Origin of the sequence: Thermogemmatispora sp. (genome assembly GCF_019683635.1) — a bacterium.
GTDB lineage: Bacteria > Chloroflexota > Ktedonobacteria > Ktedonobacterales > Ktedonobacteraceae > Thermogemmatispora.
Map to the genome: position 1 here is coordinate 1 of NZ_JADGIA010000153.1, position 12767 is coordinate 12767.

The window sequence follows — 12767 nt, forward strand, 5'->3', positions numbered from 1 at the left end:
GATTGAGGGGATCGGGGAGGCGGCGGGTGGGACGGTGGAGCCGACGCCGTCGCGGGGTGGGACGCCGCTTCCGGTGGTTTTTGTCCCGCGGCGGCGCGGTGGATCTCCGGCAGCGGTGGCGACACCCCAGACCGGAAGCGGTCTGAGAGAGGGGTGATCGGTGATGGGAATGAGGCGCGAGGAGGCGGGCCGCCCAAGCGAGCAGCAGACCAGCCAGGCCCCTGTGGCGCTCCCTTTGGGCGCGCTGCGGCGCTTCGTGCAGCGCGAAGGCCAGCCGCAGCGTCGCCCCCTGGAGCGCTGCGAGCTGTGCAGCGCCCTCCTGTTGCCGGCCCATCGCCATCTGTTTGCCCCTGAACAGCGTCAAGTGCTCTGCGTCTGTGATCCGTGTGCGCTGCTCTTCCGCGCGGGGAGCCAGGCGGGCCAGGGCCAGTATCGACTGATCCCCGAGCGGTATCGCTGGCTGCGCGATCTGGAGCTGACTGACGCCGAGTGGGAGGCGCTGGGCTTGCCGGTGAACCTGGTCTACCTCTTCTACAGCACCCCAGCGGGAAGGATGCTGGCCTTCTATCCCGGGCCGGCAGGCGCGACGGAATCCCTGCTTCACCTGGATGGCTGGCAGGGGCTGGTTGCCCGCTATCCGCTGCTGGGGGAGCTGCTGCCCGATGTCGAGGCCCTGCTGCTGAATCGGGTCCGTGGGGCGCGCGAGGCCTATCTGGTACCGATTGATGCCTGCTATCGCCTGACGGGCCTGATCCGCGCCAACTGGCGGGGCCTGAGCGGCGGTGTGGAGGTGGAGCAGGCGCTGCGGACCTTTTTCGACGAGCTGCAGGCGCGGGCCGAGATCGTAACGGCTGCGGCTGGACGAGCGGCGCCGGACCTGGGGGAAGGGGAATATGATACCGGATCTTGACTTTGCCATCGTGGACGCCGCCGTGCCCGCCGCGGCAGCTGTGCCGCTCTTGCTCTTCCGACTGCAGGTCAGCAATCGGGTGCCCACGGAGCCGGTGCAGAGTGTGGTCGTGCGGGCCCAGATCCAGATCGAGGCTACACGCCGCCGCTACAGTCCGGCAGCTCAGGCGCGCCTGCTGGAGGTCTTCGGGGAGCCGCCGCGTTGGGGGGAAACCGTGCGCTCGCTGCTCTGGACCCATGCCGGGACGGTGGTGCCAGCCTTTGGTGAGCGTACCGAGGTCGAGCTCCCGGTGCCCTGCACCTACGATTTCGAGGTGGTCAGCACCAAGTATTTTGCGGCCCTGGAAGGCGAGGAGGGGGTAATCCCGCTGCGCTTCCTCTTCAGCGGCACGATCTTCTACGAGGGAGAGGGCGGGCATCTCCAAATCGCCCCGATTCCCTGGTCGAAGGAGGCGGCCTTTGCGCTCCCGCTGCAGTGCTGGCGTGAGCTGATCGCGCGCTTCTATCCCGAGAGCACCTGGCTTCGCCTGCAACGCCAGGTCTTTGACCGGCTCTATGCCTACAAGATGGCCCACGGCCTGCCGACCTGGGAGGAGACCATACTGCGCCTGCTGGAGGCGGGAGAACAGGAGGGAAAGGAGCCATGAAGCTGGAGGAGATCCAGGCCATTGCCGAGGCGGTGCTCTATGAGGGCTACCTGCTCTACCCATACCGTCACTCGGCTCTCAAGAACCGGCAGCGCTGGACCTATGGGGTGGTCTATCCACGCCTCTACAGTGAGGCGGGTGGCGAGGTAGAACCCTGGCGTCTGCAGACCGAGTGCCTGCTGGAGGCCGGCGCGGGCGCTGAGCCACGGCTCTCCATCGCCGTACGCTTTCTCCAGCTGATGCGCTGCAGGCGCGAGGATGCACAGAGCAGAGGAGCGCAGGCGATCGAAGGACCCCGGGAAGGAGCGCCCATCTGGGAGGAGGCGCCCTTTGAAGGCGTCTGGGAGGAAGGGATCGAGCGCAGTGTGAGCGCGACGGCCCTCTCGCTGCGGGAGCTGCTTCAGGCCGAGCGGCGCCTGCCCTTTGCCTTTCCGGCGCGGTACCTGGAGGAAGAGGAGCCGGCCAGCAGAGCAACAAGCGGATCAAGGAGGATTGTGCGCGAGGGGCGCACGCTCAGCGGAGAGGTTAGCATCCTTGCTGAGGCCGTGCCCGAGCGGGAGGGTCTCTTCAAACTGCGCGTGACCATTGCCAACACCACCGCCGTGGAGGCCCCGGAAGCGCTGCGCGCGCAGGAGGCGCTGCTCTCGGCCTGTGTCTCAACGCATATCATCCTCCAGGTGGAAGGAGGCGCCTTTGTCTCCCTGATAGAGCCGCCAGAGGAGCTGCGTCAGGTGGCAGCCTCCTGTCGCAACAGTGGCACCTGGCCGGTGCTGGTTGGGGAGCCAGGCGAGCGTGACGGCCTGCTCTCCTCGCCGATCATCCTCTACGACTATCCGCAGATCGCTCCGGAAAGTCCAGCTCCGCTCTTCGACGGCACCGAGATCGATGAGTTGCTGGCCTTGCGCATCTTGACCCTGACCGACGAAGAGAAAGAGCAGATTCGCCGTGGCGATGCCCGTGGACGGGCGGTGCTGGAGCAGATCGAGCGCCTGACGCCGGAGCAGTGGCTGCAGCTTCACGGCACTATCCGCGGGCTACGCTCTCTGGGGGAGGCTGAACCATGAGCCTCGCGGACGGCAGTGGCTGGACCTTTCCCGGTGAGGATTATCCTCCGCCGGAGATAATCACCATCGCGGGACGTCAGGTGAGGGCGGGCACGCGCGTACGCCTCTGCCCGGGGCGAGCGCGCCAGGGGCGCCTGGCCGATGCCTTTGATCTGCTGCTCGAAGGGCGCATCGGGCGCGTCGAGGTCATCCAGCAAGACTTCGAGAACCGTCTCTATCTGGTGGTCACGCTCGATGACGATCCCGGCAGAGAGCAATGGGACGAGCGCGTCCTGCCTGGTCATCGCTTCTTCTTCTTCCCGGAGGAAGTAGAGCCGCTCGGCGAGGAGGAATGAGGTGGACATGGAGATAGACGAGGAACAGAAGCTACGACAGGCGCTAGAAGCCGCTTTTGAGCAGGCAGCTCACGGCGGGCTGCGTCGCCTGCTGGTGGCTGGCATTGGCAATATCTTTCTGGGCGACGACGGCTTCGGCTGCGCGGTGGCTCAGCGGGCGCGTGGACGCTATCCACCGGGGGTTGAAGTCATTGACTTTGGCATTCGGGGTCTGGAGCTGGCCTATGCGCTCCTCGACGGCTACGAAGCGCTGATCCTCATCGATGCGGTGCCGCGTGGTGGCAGCCCGGGAACGCTCTATCTGCTCAAGCCGCTGCTTCCTCCAGAGGATCAGACTGCCGATCTGGCTGCTGGCAAGCTGGGCCTGGAGGCGCACAGCCTCGACCCGGTGCGTGTGCTGACCTATGCCCGTGCGCTTGGCGCGCCGTCCATTCCGGCCTTGCTCATCGGCTGCGAGCCAGCGCCTTGGGAAGCAGATACCATCGAGGAGGAGCTGCAGATGGGCCTCAGCCCAGCCGTGCAGGCTGCGGTCGAAAGCGCCCTGCGCATCCTCGATACAGTAGTCATGCAGCTCTATCAAGGCTCAGATTCGACTGAGACTGCATAGTCCTGGTTCGCGAATGAGCGTTGCTCTCGCTGACTTGAAAGGAGGCGTGTACCAATGGTCAAGTGGATCATAAGTGCCATTATTCTGGCGCTGTTGCTCCTGGTGCTCAGACAGCAACTCCCTGATATTCAGCGTTATTTGCGTATTCGCTCGATGTAGAGAGAGGTGAACGTGACCGTGCGCAGCGCCGGGTGTGAACGGGCGCTGAGAGGATGGCGGGGCCGGAACAGGCCCCATTCGATCGGGGGCGAAAGGTGGGGTGGCGATGCATGAGCTAGCGCTTGCTCAGAGCATCATCGAAGTGGTGGAAACCAGGGCGGAAGAGTGTGGTGTGCGACAGGTGCGAGCAGTGCATCTGCGTGTGGGCGAAGCCAGCGGTGTCCTGGTCGAGGCCCTGCAAGCGGCCTTTACCATGCTGGCTTCGCTCTCGCCCGTCCTGGCCGAGGCCCGGCTGGCGATCGAGGTCACCCCGCATCGGGCCTGGTGCGAGCCGTGTGCCAGCTCCTTCGCCGTCGAGGACTTCATCGCGCGCTGTCCCGCCTGTGGCACCTGGTCCACGCGCATCCTCTCGGGCACCGAGTTGCAGATCCTCGACATGGAAGTTGGGGCTGACAACGAGCAAGGAGGCCAGGAGCAGGAGAACAACGGCTGAGGAGCGGTAGCTATGCCCAGAGTGACCATTGCCAGAAACATCCTGGCGGCCAATGAGGAGGTGGCGGCAGAGGTACGAGGCCGACTGGCGGCGGCTGGCGTACGCTGCATCAACCTGATGAGCGGTCCAGGGGCGGGCAAGACCACCCTGCTCGAACGCAGCGTGGCCCGGCTGCGTGGCCGTCTGGCCATTGGGGTGATCGAAGGAGATATCGAAACCAGCCTGGACGCCGAGCGCATAGAGGCCGCTGGGGCGCAGGTGGTACAGATCAATACACGCGGGGCCTGCCATCTGGAGGCGCATATGGTGCGTGATGCTCTGGAGGCGCTCGATCTGCAGCGACTCGACCTGCTCTTCATCGAGAACATCGGCAACCTGGTCTGTCCGGCGGCCTGGGATCTGGGCGAGGACCTGCGGGTCGTGGTGGTCTGCACGACCGAGGGGGATGAGAAGCCGGCCAAGTATCCGCAGATCTTTGCTGCCGCCCAGGTCCTGGTCATCAACAAGCTCGATTTGCTGCCCTACGTGGACTATGATCCCGAGCGGGTGCGCACTCAGGCGCTGGCTGTGAATCCGAGCCTGCAGATCTTCTCACTGAGCTGCCGCAGTGGCGAAGGGCTGGAGACCTGGTGTGGCTGGCTCTGGCATGTCGGGCGCGCGCCTGAGCGATCCTCGCTTCCCGCCAGTGAAGGGCCAGTCATCCAGGGAGACGGAGCAGCATCATGAGTGAGCATCTTTCCCGAGTCCAGACCACGATGGCGACGCGTCAGCGGCAGCGGCTGACGGTGACGGGTATTGTGCAGGGAGTGGGTTTTCGCCCCTTTGTCTACGGCCTGGCTCAGCGTCTGGGGCTGGCCGGCTTCGTGCGCAACGACAGCCGCGGGGTAGCCATCGAGGTAGAGGGACCGGCGGAGGCCCTGGCCCGCTTTCGGGAGCTGCTTCTCGCTGAGGCCCCGCCATTGGCGCGCGTCGAGAGTGTCACGGTTGAGGAGCTGCCCCCTCAGCACGAGACGGCTTTTGTGATTGAGGAGAGCCAGGAGGGCAGCGAGCGGACCACGCTGGTCTCACCCGATGTGGCCACCTGCGCCGATTGCCTGCGTGAGCTATTTGATCCACTGGATCGTCGCTATTGCTACCCATTCATTAATTGTACCAACTGCGGACCGCGCTTCACCATCATCCAGGATGTCCCCTACGATCGTGAGCAGACGACCATGCGTGTCTTCGCCATGTGTCCCGCCTGCCGTGCCGAGTACGAGGACCCGGCCAATCGGCGCTTTCATGCCCAGCCCAATGCCTGCCCGCATTGTGGGCCGCAGGTTCGCCTGGAGCTGTGGGCGGACGAGGAGCCAGGACTCTCAGGACTCTCGGCCTGCGGCGCAGCGGAGGCGACCCCTATCGAGCAGGTGGCTCAACTGCTTGCTCAGGGGGCCATCCTGGCCATCAAGGGTCTGGGCGGCTATCATCTGGCTTGTGACGCTCTCAACGCTGTGGCCGTCCAACGGCTGCGGCGGCGCAAGCATCGCGAAGCCAAGCCATTTGCTCTCATGGTGCCAGACCTGGAGACAGCCCGACGCCTCTGTTTCGTCAGCGAGGGCGAAGCGGCCCTACTGCAGTCGCCGCGTCGGCCCATTGTCCTGCTAGAGCAGCGGCCCGTCTCTCCCATTGCGCCCGCGGTGGCCCCAGGTTACCGGACCCTTGGTCTGATGCTTCCCTATACCCCGCTTCATCATCTCCTGCTGCACTCCTTCGCCCAGCTCATTCCTGCAGATCGCCCGCCGGTGCTGGTGATGACCAGCGGGAACCTCAGCGAGGAGCCGATCGCCTACCGCGACGACGAGGCCCGCCAGCGCCTGGCCGGCATCGCTGATGGCATGCTGACCCACAATCGTGTGATCCACATGCGCTGCGACGACTCGGTCACGCGCCTGGCCGCCGGTGGCGAGCAGCTCTTCCGCCGCTCGCGTGGCTATGTCCCCGAGCCAATCACGCTGGCTTTTGAGCTGCCGCGTCCGCTGCTGGCCTGTGGGGGCCATCTCAAGAATACCTTCTGTCTGGGCAAAGGGCGCCAGGCGTTTGTCGGGCAGCACATCGGCGATCTGGAGAACCTGGAGACCCTGGCCTCCTTCCGCGAGGGTATTCGGCACTTCCAGCGCCTCTTCGGGATCGTCCCCGAGGCCGTGGCCTATGATCTGCATCCCGACTACCTGGCGACCAGGTATGCCCTGGACAGTGACATCGAGCAACGCATCGGAGTCCAGCACCATCATGCCCACATCGCCAGCGTGCTGGCTGAGCATGGTCTGAGCGGGCCGGTCATAGGCATCGCTGCCGATGGCACGGGCTACGGTACCGATGGGGCGATTTGGGGTGGGGAGATCCTGCTGGCCGACCTGCGCGGCTTCGAGCGCCTGGCCCACCTGGCCTATGTCCCCCTCCCGGGCGGAGAGCAGGCCGTTCGCCAGCCGTGGCGCATGGCGGCGGTCTATCTGGCGCGGGCCTACGGCGAGCGCTTCCTGGCGCTTAACATCCCCTTCGCACGGCGTCTCGATCGCAGCACCTGGCGGATACTCACGCAGATGATTGAGCGCGGCCTCAACTCGCCGCTGACCTCCAGTCTTGGGCGCCTCTTCGATGCCGTGGCGGCCATCCTCGGCCTGCGCGACGAGGTGCTCTATGAGGGCCAGGCGGCCATTGAGCTGGAAATGCTGGCCAGTAGCGTCGCCCCTGACGAGCAGCCGCCCTATCCCTACGCCCTGCTCCGCTCGGGTCAGGGGCCGCTCCAGATCGATGTCTCCCCGATGCTCTCGGCCCTGGTCGAGGATCTCCAGCGTGGCTACGACAGAGCACGTCTTGCGCGCCGCTTCCACCGCTCGCTGGTGGCCATGTTCGTCGACCTCTGCCAGCGCATCAGGGAGGTTTGCGGTCTCTCCCAGGTCGCGCTCAGCGGCGGCGTCTTTCAGAACCGTCTGCTGCTGGAAGACCTTGTCACTGAGCTGGAGGCCAGCGGCTTCGCGGTCTATCTCAATCGCCGTGTGCCCCCGAACGATGGTGGTCTCAGCCTGGGACAGCTGGCGGTCGCCGCGGCCCGCCTGGCGGCAGGAGGCCGGGAAGGAGAGTCTGGCCTCATCTCGTGAAGACGTGGATGAGGGCCAGGCTATGCTTGTTTGGTGAAGAAAGGATAGCGCATCTTGCCAGGAGCGATGCGCTGCGAGCAGAAGCATAGCAGAGAAAAGAGAGGAGCCAGTGCGATGTGTCTGGGAATCCCCGGTCAAGTCCTTGAAATCGTTGACGACGCTAACTCGATCGCGCGCGTTGACGTCTCGGGCGTCAAGCGCAACGTCAGCGTCGCTCTCGTGCGCTCTGAGGGTATTGCCCCTGGCGACTGGGTGCTCATCCATGTCGGCTTTGCCATGAGCAAAATCGATGAAGCGGAGGCGCGCGAGACCCTCAAGGCGCTCCAGCTGATGGGCGATGTCTACACCGATGAGCTGAAGCTGCTGCACTCTAGCCAGATCGAGTAGTGAGGGATAGGGAAGGGGAGGAGGTGCTTATCTCATGCCGCAAGATGTGCACGAATCGCTGGAGGCCGTGCTAGAGCGGCGCTTTGCTCTCAGCACTAGTCTGCCGGCGACCTTCTTTGAGCGCGAGGCGCCGCGCATTGCCGAAGCCTGCTGGGCGATGGCCCGTCGCTTCCATCAGGGGGGGCGTCTGCTGGCTTTTGGCAATGGGGCCTGGGCTACTGATGCGCAACATGTCTCAGTCGAATTCGTCCATCCGGTCATCGTGGGCAAGCGAGCCTTACCAGCTTTGGCCCTGACCAACGACAGCGCCACCCTCAGCGGTCTGATGGCGGGCGGACGGCCTGAGATGCCCTTCGGCGAACAGCTGCGCGTGCTGGCGCGCCCCCAGGATATTGCCCTCGGCTTCTCGCCTGACGGACGCTGTGCCAACGTCCTGGCCGCCCTGGCGCAAGCGCGGCAGCTGGGCCTGCTCACGCTGGCCATGCTGGGCGGCGATGGGGGCCTGCTCAGCGAGGAGGCTGTCGACTATCGCTTTGTTGTGCCTGCCGACGATCCGCTGATCGTCCAGGAGATCCATGAAACGCTCTATCACGTCTTGTGGGAGCTGGTCCATGTCTTTTTCGAACATGAGGGATTGCTGCAATGAAGCCGGAATCCGAGTACATTGCTCTGTCGCCAAGCGTGCCATTGCGACCGCTGTGTCAGCCAGATCCTGAAGGGCACTGTCCCACCTGCGCGGATGAGGCCGTGGTGGCGACAGTGCTGAGCGTGGAGGCGGAGGCTGGTATGGCCTGCGTCAGTCTGGGTCTGGGCGAGGCGATGATCGACATCACCTTGCTCGGCGAGGTCCGCCCGGGCGACCGTCTGCTCGTGCACGGCGGTGTTGCCCTGGAGCGCCTCGACGAGTCTGTGACGCCTGCCGATGAGCAGAACGGTCCCTTCGCCTGAGCCACATGGCCAGGCCAGGGTCACGAGGAAAGCGAGCGAGCCATGAGCGCTGACCGTGACAACAACGATCAAACCCAGGGATCGGAGTACGATCGCCTCTTTTATCCCTATCTCTTTGCGGGCGGAAAGGTCCGTCTTGAGGAGGTCCTCAGTCAGGTCCAGCATTCCACTCTGGAGAAGTGCCGCGACGTCATCGCCCTGCGTCAGGCGACGCTGGCCACCTCGCGCGAGTCGCTGCTGGCGGCGGCTCAGGCGATGGCGCGCGCCTTCGCCGCTGGGGCAACGCTGCTGGCCTTTGGCAATGGGGGGAGCACCACCGACGCTCAGGACCTGGTGACCGACCTGCTCCATCCACCAGTTGCTCACTGGCGCCCTTTGCCGGCCATTGCCCTCACCAATGACATTGCCGTCGTCACGGCGGTGGGCAATGATGTCGGGTTTGAGAATATCTTTACCCGCCAGATCATCGCCTTTGGACGTCCCGGCGACATTGCCGTGGGCATCTCCACCAGTGGCAACTCGCTCAATGTCCTGCACGCCTTCGAGCAGGCCAAAAAACAGGGCCTGCTCACCGTGGGCCTGGCCGGCTACGATGGCGGCAAAACCCGGCGCTCGCCAGCGGTCGACTTCTGCATTGTCTCGCCGGGCGATCATATCCCACGCATCCAGGAGGCGCAGGCCACCGTCTACCATGCCCTCATCGAACTCGTGCAAACCTGCTTAGCGGCAGAGAAAGGGAGTGCTGACAGCGATGAAGTTCGTCGATGAATATCGTGATCCCGAGCTGGCCAAACGCATCGCCGCCGAGATCGCGCGCCTCAGCGAGGGGCGCCCGCTCAAGTTCATGGAGGTCTGCGGCGGTCATACCCATACGATCTACAAGCATGGCATCGAGGACGTGCTGCCGCGCAGCATCGACCTGGTGCATGGCCCGGGCTGCCCGGTCTGCGTCCTGCCGATGGGGCGCATCGATGATGCCATCGCCATCGCTCGCACGGAGGGCGTGATCTTCACCACCTTCGGCGACATGATGCGCGTCCCTGGCTCGAAAGGCAGCCTGCTTGATGCCAAGGCCGAGGGGGCCGATGTGCGCTTTGTCTACTCGCCGCTGGACGCCCTCAAGCTGGCACGCCAGTATCCCGATCGCCAGGTGGTCTTCTTCGCCATCGGCTTCGAGACGACCGCGCCCTCAACGGCGGTGACCCTGCTGCGGGCCAGGGCCGAAGGAGTCAAGAACTTCTCTGTTTTCTGCAATCATGTGACCATTATTCCGGCCATCAAAGCCATTCTCGACTCGCCCGATCTGCGCCTGGATGGCTTCATTGGTCCAGGGCACGTCAGCATGGTCATCGGCATGCGCCCCTATACCTTCATCGCCCGCGATCATCACAAGCCGGTCGTCATCGCCGGGTTTGAGCCGCTGGACATCATTCAGGCCGTCTACATGCTGGTCAAGCAGATCAGTGAAGGACGGGCAGAGGTCGAGAACCAGTACACGCGCGTCGTGCGTCCCGAGGGCAACATGCGCGCTCTGGAGGCGATGGCCCGCACGATGGAGCTGCGGCCCTTCTTCGAATGGCGCGGCCTCGGGTTCATTACGCACAGTGCCCTCAAGCTGCGGCCCGAATTTGCCGATTGGGATGCCGAGCTGCGCTACGAAGTGCCGGGCCTGCGCGTGGCCGATCCCAAAGCCTGCCAGTGTGGCGAGGTCCTCAAGGGGGTCATCAAGCCCTGGGAGTGCAAGGTCTTTGGTACGGCCTGCACCCCTGAGACGCCCATCGGCACCTGTATGGTCTCCCCCGAAGGGGCCTGCGCGGCCTACTACAATTATGGCCGCTTCTCGATGGCTGCTGAGCGTGACCACCTGCGCAGCCTCTCGCAGACCCCATAAGCGGAGGCTAGGGCCAGATCGACGGACGGACGGACCTGGGGAACCGAAAAGGCGGGCGACTCAAGCGAGCAAGACAAGGTAAGAAAGGAAGGGAGAGAGAAATGGAAGGCAGGCCCAGCCCAGAGCAAGAGGCGGCGCGGCTCGACGCAGTGTTGCAGAAGATGGAGCGCGTCCGGCAGGCGCGCCGACACAAGTTCTATTTGCGCGATGAGCGCATCACGCTGAGTCACGGGAGCGGCGGCAAGGCCACCCATAACCTGATTGAAGGCGTGTTTGCCCCGGCTTTCTCGAATCCTCTCCTCGATGCGATGGACGATGCAGCGGTCTTCTCGCTCGATGGGAGCGGTCTGCAGCTGGCCTTTACGACTGATACCTATGTGGTCAGCCCGCTGTTCTTCGCCGGTGGCGACATTGGCAAGCTGGCCGTGCATGGTACCATCAACGATCTGGCGATGGCTGGCGCTCAGCCGCTGTATCTGTCAGCGAGCTTCATCCTGGAGGAGGGCTTTCCCATTGCGGAACTGCGCCGCATCGTCGCCTCCATGCAGGAGGCGGCCAGTCAGGCCGGAGTGGCCATCGTCACCGGCGACACGAAGGTGGTGCAGCGCGGCAAAGGAGATGGCGTCTTCATCAATACGGCGGGTGTTGGGCTGCGCCGTGCCCACTGGCCGCTGGGGCAGACCTGTCTGCAGCCTGGGGATGTCGTGCTCCTCAGTGGCAGCGCTGGCGACCACGGCATCGCCATCATGCTGGCGCGCGAGGCCCTGGACATCGAGACCGAGATCCAGAGCGATACGGCACCGTTACACACGCTGGTGGCGGCCTTGTTAGAGACCATCGGCGAGCGCGTGCATTGCCTCAAAGATCCTACGCGCGGCGGCGTAGCCACGGCCCTCAACGAAATGGCCCTGGCTTCGGAGGTGGCCATCGGCCTCGACGAGCAGGCGATCCCGGTGCATGCCGGCGTCCGTGGCGCCTGCGAGATCCTGGGACTTGACCCACTCACCATCGCCAACGAGGGCAAGCTGCTGGCGGTGGTCGCGCCCGAGGCCGCCGAGAAAGCCCTGGCGGTCATGCGTGCGCATCCTTTAGGGCAGGAGGCGGCCATCATCGGCAGCGTGCAGGCGGAACCGCCGGGCCTGGTCTTCCTGCGCACCGAGATCGGTGGCATGCGCGTCCTCGATATGCTCGTCGGCGATCCGCTCCCTCGCATTTGCTAAGTTTCCACCTCATATTTTCTCCTCTCGCACTCTAAGCGCTCACCTTCTACCTTCAGGTGAGCGCTACGCTCATTCCCTGGAACCTTCTCCCCCTGTGAGCTGCCTCTCACATCATCCAAAGATTTGATATATTGATCGATATAAATGGTGGGGAAGTCGCGTTTATATTACGCAGAAAGCTCTCTAGCGTAATATGCTTGCGGGAGAACAATGTGCTACAACCATCGTTCCTATTGTCTGAGAGACGCCAAGGCGATGCTTCCCAGCAGCGGGCCCTTGTGGGGAGCTGGCTCGGCAAGCAGCTGCTGGCGCTAATACTCGCTATAGGGTTGCTGCTGGCCGGTGGGCAAGTGGCTCTAGCCGAGAGCGTCACTGTCAGCGACGGTGCTGGGGTCTTGGATGTGGCCCGTGTCAAGAGCGAGGGGGCGAAGCTACCCTATCCGTTGGAGGTCGATACGACCAACAGCTTCAGCGGCAGTCAGGCAGACTTTGAGGGCTATGCACGTGGGCGGGTGAGCGCAGCCGAGCGGCTGATCGTGATCGCCATCGACACGGTACATCGCTGGGTCTATATTGAGTCGGGAAATGAGGTCCCGCTCTCGGATAGCGAGGCGGAAGATGCCTACACGGCCTTCAAGGAGAACTATTCTGAAGGGGGCTACACCGGGGCAACGCTGGCGGCCATCCAGTCGCTGGAGGAGAGCCTGACCGTGACCTCATCGTCTGAAGAAGTATCGTCAGCTAGCACCAATCAAGGCTTTGATTGGACACTGGTGGCCTGGCCTGGCTGTTTCTGTGGCTCTGTTGCCGTCATTTGCTGCTTCGTCCTTGGAACTGCTGCCAATGAGGGTGCAGTTCAGCGGCGTAGGGGTTATCGGGCAGGTCAAACCAGTGCTGGTTTTTGGAACAGCAGCTATGGAGGGGGGGGTAGCGACAGTGGAGGGAGTGCCGGCGGGAGCTTCAGCGACAG

At 64.1% G+C, this 12767-nt stretch carries 15 protein-coding genes; all 15 read left to right on the forward strand.

The genetic code is table 11. The features are described from left to right. Positions 1–163: 163 nt before the first annotated feature. Positions 164–910 carry a DUF5947 family protein gene (locus tag IRZ31_RS15460; protein ID WP_297155241.1) on the forward strand — a complete coding sequence of 249 codons (747 nt, stop codon included), beginning with the start codon at positions 164–166 and terminating at the stop codon, positions 908–910. Beyond that, positions 894–1556, forward strand: a complete 663-nt coding sequence (locus IRZ31_RS15465; RefSeq protein WP_297155214.1) for a DUF6084 family protein — start codon at positions 894–896, stop codon at positions 1554–1556. Before IRZ31_RS15460 ends, IRZ31_RS15465 begins: the two co-directional genes overlap by 17 nt. Then, positions 1553–2620, forward strand: a complete 1068-nt coding sequence (locus IRZ31_RS15470; RefSeq protein ID WP_297155216.1) for a hypothetical protein — start codon at positions 1553–1555, stop codon at positions 2618–2620. The genes IRZ31_RS15465 and IRZ31_RS15470 overlap by 4 nt, the downstream gene beginning before the upstream one ends. Beyond that, positions 2617–2955: a hypothetical protein gene (locus IRZ31_RS15475; protein WP_297155218.1), complete on the forward strand. Its 339-nt coding sequence runs from the start codon at positions 2617–2619 to the stop codon at positions 2953–2955. Before IRZ31_RS15470 ends, IRZ31_RS15475 begins: the two co-directional genes overlap by 4 nt. Positions 2956–2962: 7 nt before the next feature. Next, positions 2963–3562, forward strand: a complete 600-nt coding sequence (locus tag IRZ31_RS15480; protein WP_297155220.1) for a hydrogenase maturation protease — start codon at positions 2963–2965, stop codon at positions 3560–3562. Positions 3563–3827: 265 nt separating this feature from the next. Further along, complete coding sequence (hypA, locus tag IRZ31_RS15485; protein ID WP_297155222.1) at positions 3828–4214, forward strand: hydrogenase maturation nickel metallochaperone HypA; 387 nt, start codon at positions 3828–3830, stop codon at positions 4212–4214. A 12-nt stretch (positions 4215–4226) separates the two neighbouring features. Next, a complete protein-coding gene (hypB, locus tag IRZ31_RS15490; protein WP_297155224.1) occupies positions 4227–4940 on the forward strand; it encodes a hydrogenase nickel incorporation protein HypB in 714 nt (237 codons plus the stop codon). Then, complete coding sequence (gene hypF / locus IRZ31_RS15495) at positions 4937–7351, forward strand: carbamoyltransferase HypF (RefSeq protein ID WP_297155225.1); 2415 nt, start codon at positions 4937–4939, stop codon at positions 7349–7351. The genes hypB and hypF overlap by 4 nt, the downstream gene beginning before the upstream one ends. 114 nt (positions 7352–7465) lie before the next feature. Further along, positions 7466–7738: a HypC/HybG/HupF family hydrogenase formation chaperone gene (locus tag IRZ31_RS15500; RefSeq protein ID WP_297155227.1), complete on the forward strand. Its 273-nt coding sequence runs from the start codon at positions 7466–7468 to the stop codon at positions 7736–7738. A 34-nt stretch (positions 7739–7772) separates the two neighbouring features. Beyond that, entirely contained in the window at positions 7773–8384 is a 612-nt protein-coding gene (locus tag IRZ31_RS15505; protein WP_297155229.1) for an SIS domain-containing protein, read from the forward strand. Then, positions 8381–8686, forward strand: a complete 306-nt coding sequence (locus tag IRZ31_RS15510) for a HypC/HybG/HupF family hydrogenase formation chaperone (protein ID WP_297155231.1) — start codon at positions 8381–8383, stop codon at positions 8684–8686. Before IRZ31_RS15505 ends, IRZ31_RS15510 begins: the two co-directional genes overlap by 4 nt. A 42-nt stretch (positions 8687–8728) precedes the next feature. Beyond that, positions 8729–9454: an SIS domain-containing protein gene (locus tag IRZ31_RS15515; protein WP_297155233.1), complete on the forward strand. Its 726-nt coding sequence runs from the start codon at positions 8729–8731 to the stop codon at positions 9452–9454. Beyond that, positions 9438–10577: a hydrogenase formation protein HypD gene (gene hypD / locus IRZ31_RS15520; RefSeq protein WP_297155236.1), complete on the forward strand. Its 1140-nt coding sequence runs from the start codon at positions 9438–9440 to the stop codon at positions 10575–10577. The genes IRZ31_RS15515 and hypD overlap by 17 nt, the downstream gene beginning before the upstream one ends. A 101-nt stretch (positions 10578–10678) precedes the next feature. After that, the gene (hypE, locus tag IRZ31_RS15525) at positions 10679–11797 is read left to right on the forward strand and encodes a hydrogenase expression/formation protein HypE (RefSeq protein ID WP_297155238.1); all 1119 of its coding nucleotides are present in this window, start codon (positions 10679–10681) and stop codon (positions 11795–11797) included. 278 nt (positions 11798–12075) lie between these two features. After that, a partial coding sequence (locus IRZ31_RS15530) for a hypothetical protein (RefSeq protein ID WP_297155239.1) occupies positions 12076–12767 on the forward strand: 692 nt, incomplete at its 3' end.

Excerpts from the sequence above, each read along its gene's own strand:
- hypB (WP_297155224.1), top strand. The coding sequence starts at position 4,227 with ATGCCCAGAGTGACCATTGCCAGAAACATCCTGGCGGCCAATGAGGAG.
- hypD (WP_297155236.1), top strand. The coding sequence starts at position 9,438 with ATGAAGTTCGTCGATGAATATCGTGATCCCGAGCTGGCCAAACGCATC.
- IRZ31_RS15465 (WP_297155214.1), top strand. The coding sequence starts at position 894 with ATGATACCGGATCTTGACTTTGCCATCGTGGACGCCGCCGTGCCCGCC.
- hypE (WP_297155238.1), top strand. The coding sequence starts at position 10,679 with ATGGAAGGCAGGCCCAGCCCAGAGCAAGAGGCGGCGCGGCTCGACGCA.
- IRZ31_RS15510 (WP_297155231.1), top strand. The coding sequence starts at position 8,381 with ATGAAGCCGGAATCCGAGTACATTGCTCTGTCGCCAAGCGTGCCATTG.
- IRZ31_RS15500 (WP_297155227.1), top strand. The coding sequence starts at position 7,466 with ATGTGTCTGGGAATCCCCGGTCAAGTCCTTGAAATCGTTGACGACGCT.
- IRZ31_RS15470 (WP_297155216.1), top strand. The coding sequence starts at position 1,553 with ATGAAGCTGGAGGAGATCCAGGCCATTGCCGAGGCGGTGCTCTATGAG.
- hypF (WP_297155225.1), top strand. The coding sequence starts at position 4,937 with ATGAGTGAGCATCTTTCCCGAGTCCAGACCACGATGGCGACGCGTCAG.
- IRZ31_RS15515 (WP_297155233.1), top strand. The coding sequence starts at position 8,729 with ATGAGCGCTGACCGTGACAACAACGATCAAACCCAGGGATCGGAGTAC.
- IRZ31_RS15475 (WP_297155218.1), top strand. The coding sequence starts at position 2,617 with ATGAGCCTCGCGGACGGCAGTGGCTGGACCTTTCCCGGTGAGGATTAT.
- hypA (WP_297155222.1), top strand. The coding sequence starts at position 3,828 with ATGCATGAGCTAGCGCTTGCTCAGAGCATCATCGAAGTGGTGGAAACC.
- IRZ31_RS15460 (WP_297155241.1), top strand. The coding sequence starts at position 164 with ATGGGAATGAGGCGCGAGGAGGCGGGCCGCCCAAGCGAGCAGCAGACC.
- IRZ31_RS15505 (WP_297155229.1), top strand. The coding sequence starts at position 7,773 with ATGCCGCAAGATGTGCACGAATCGCTGGAGGCCGTGCTAGAGCGGCGC.
- IRZ31_RS15480 (WP_297155220.1), top strand. The coding sequence starts at position 2,963 with ATGGAGATAGACGAGGAACAGAAGCTACGACAGGCGCTAGAAGCCGCT.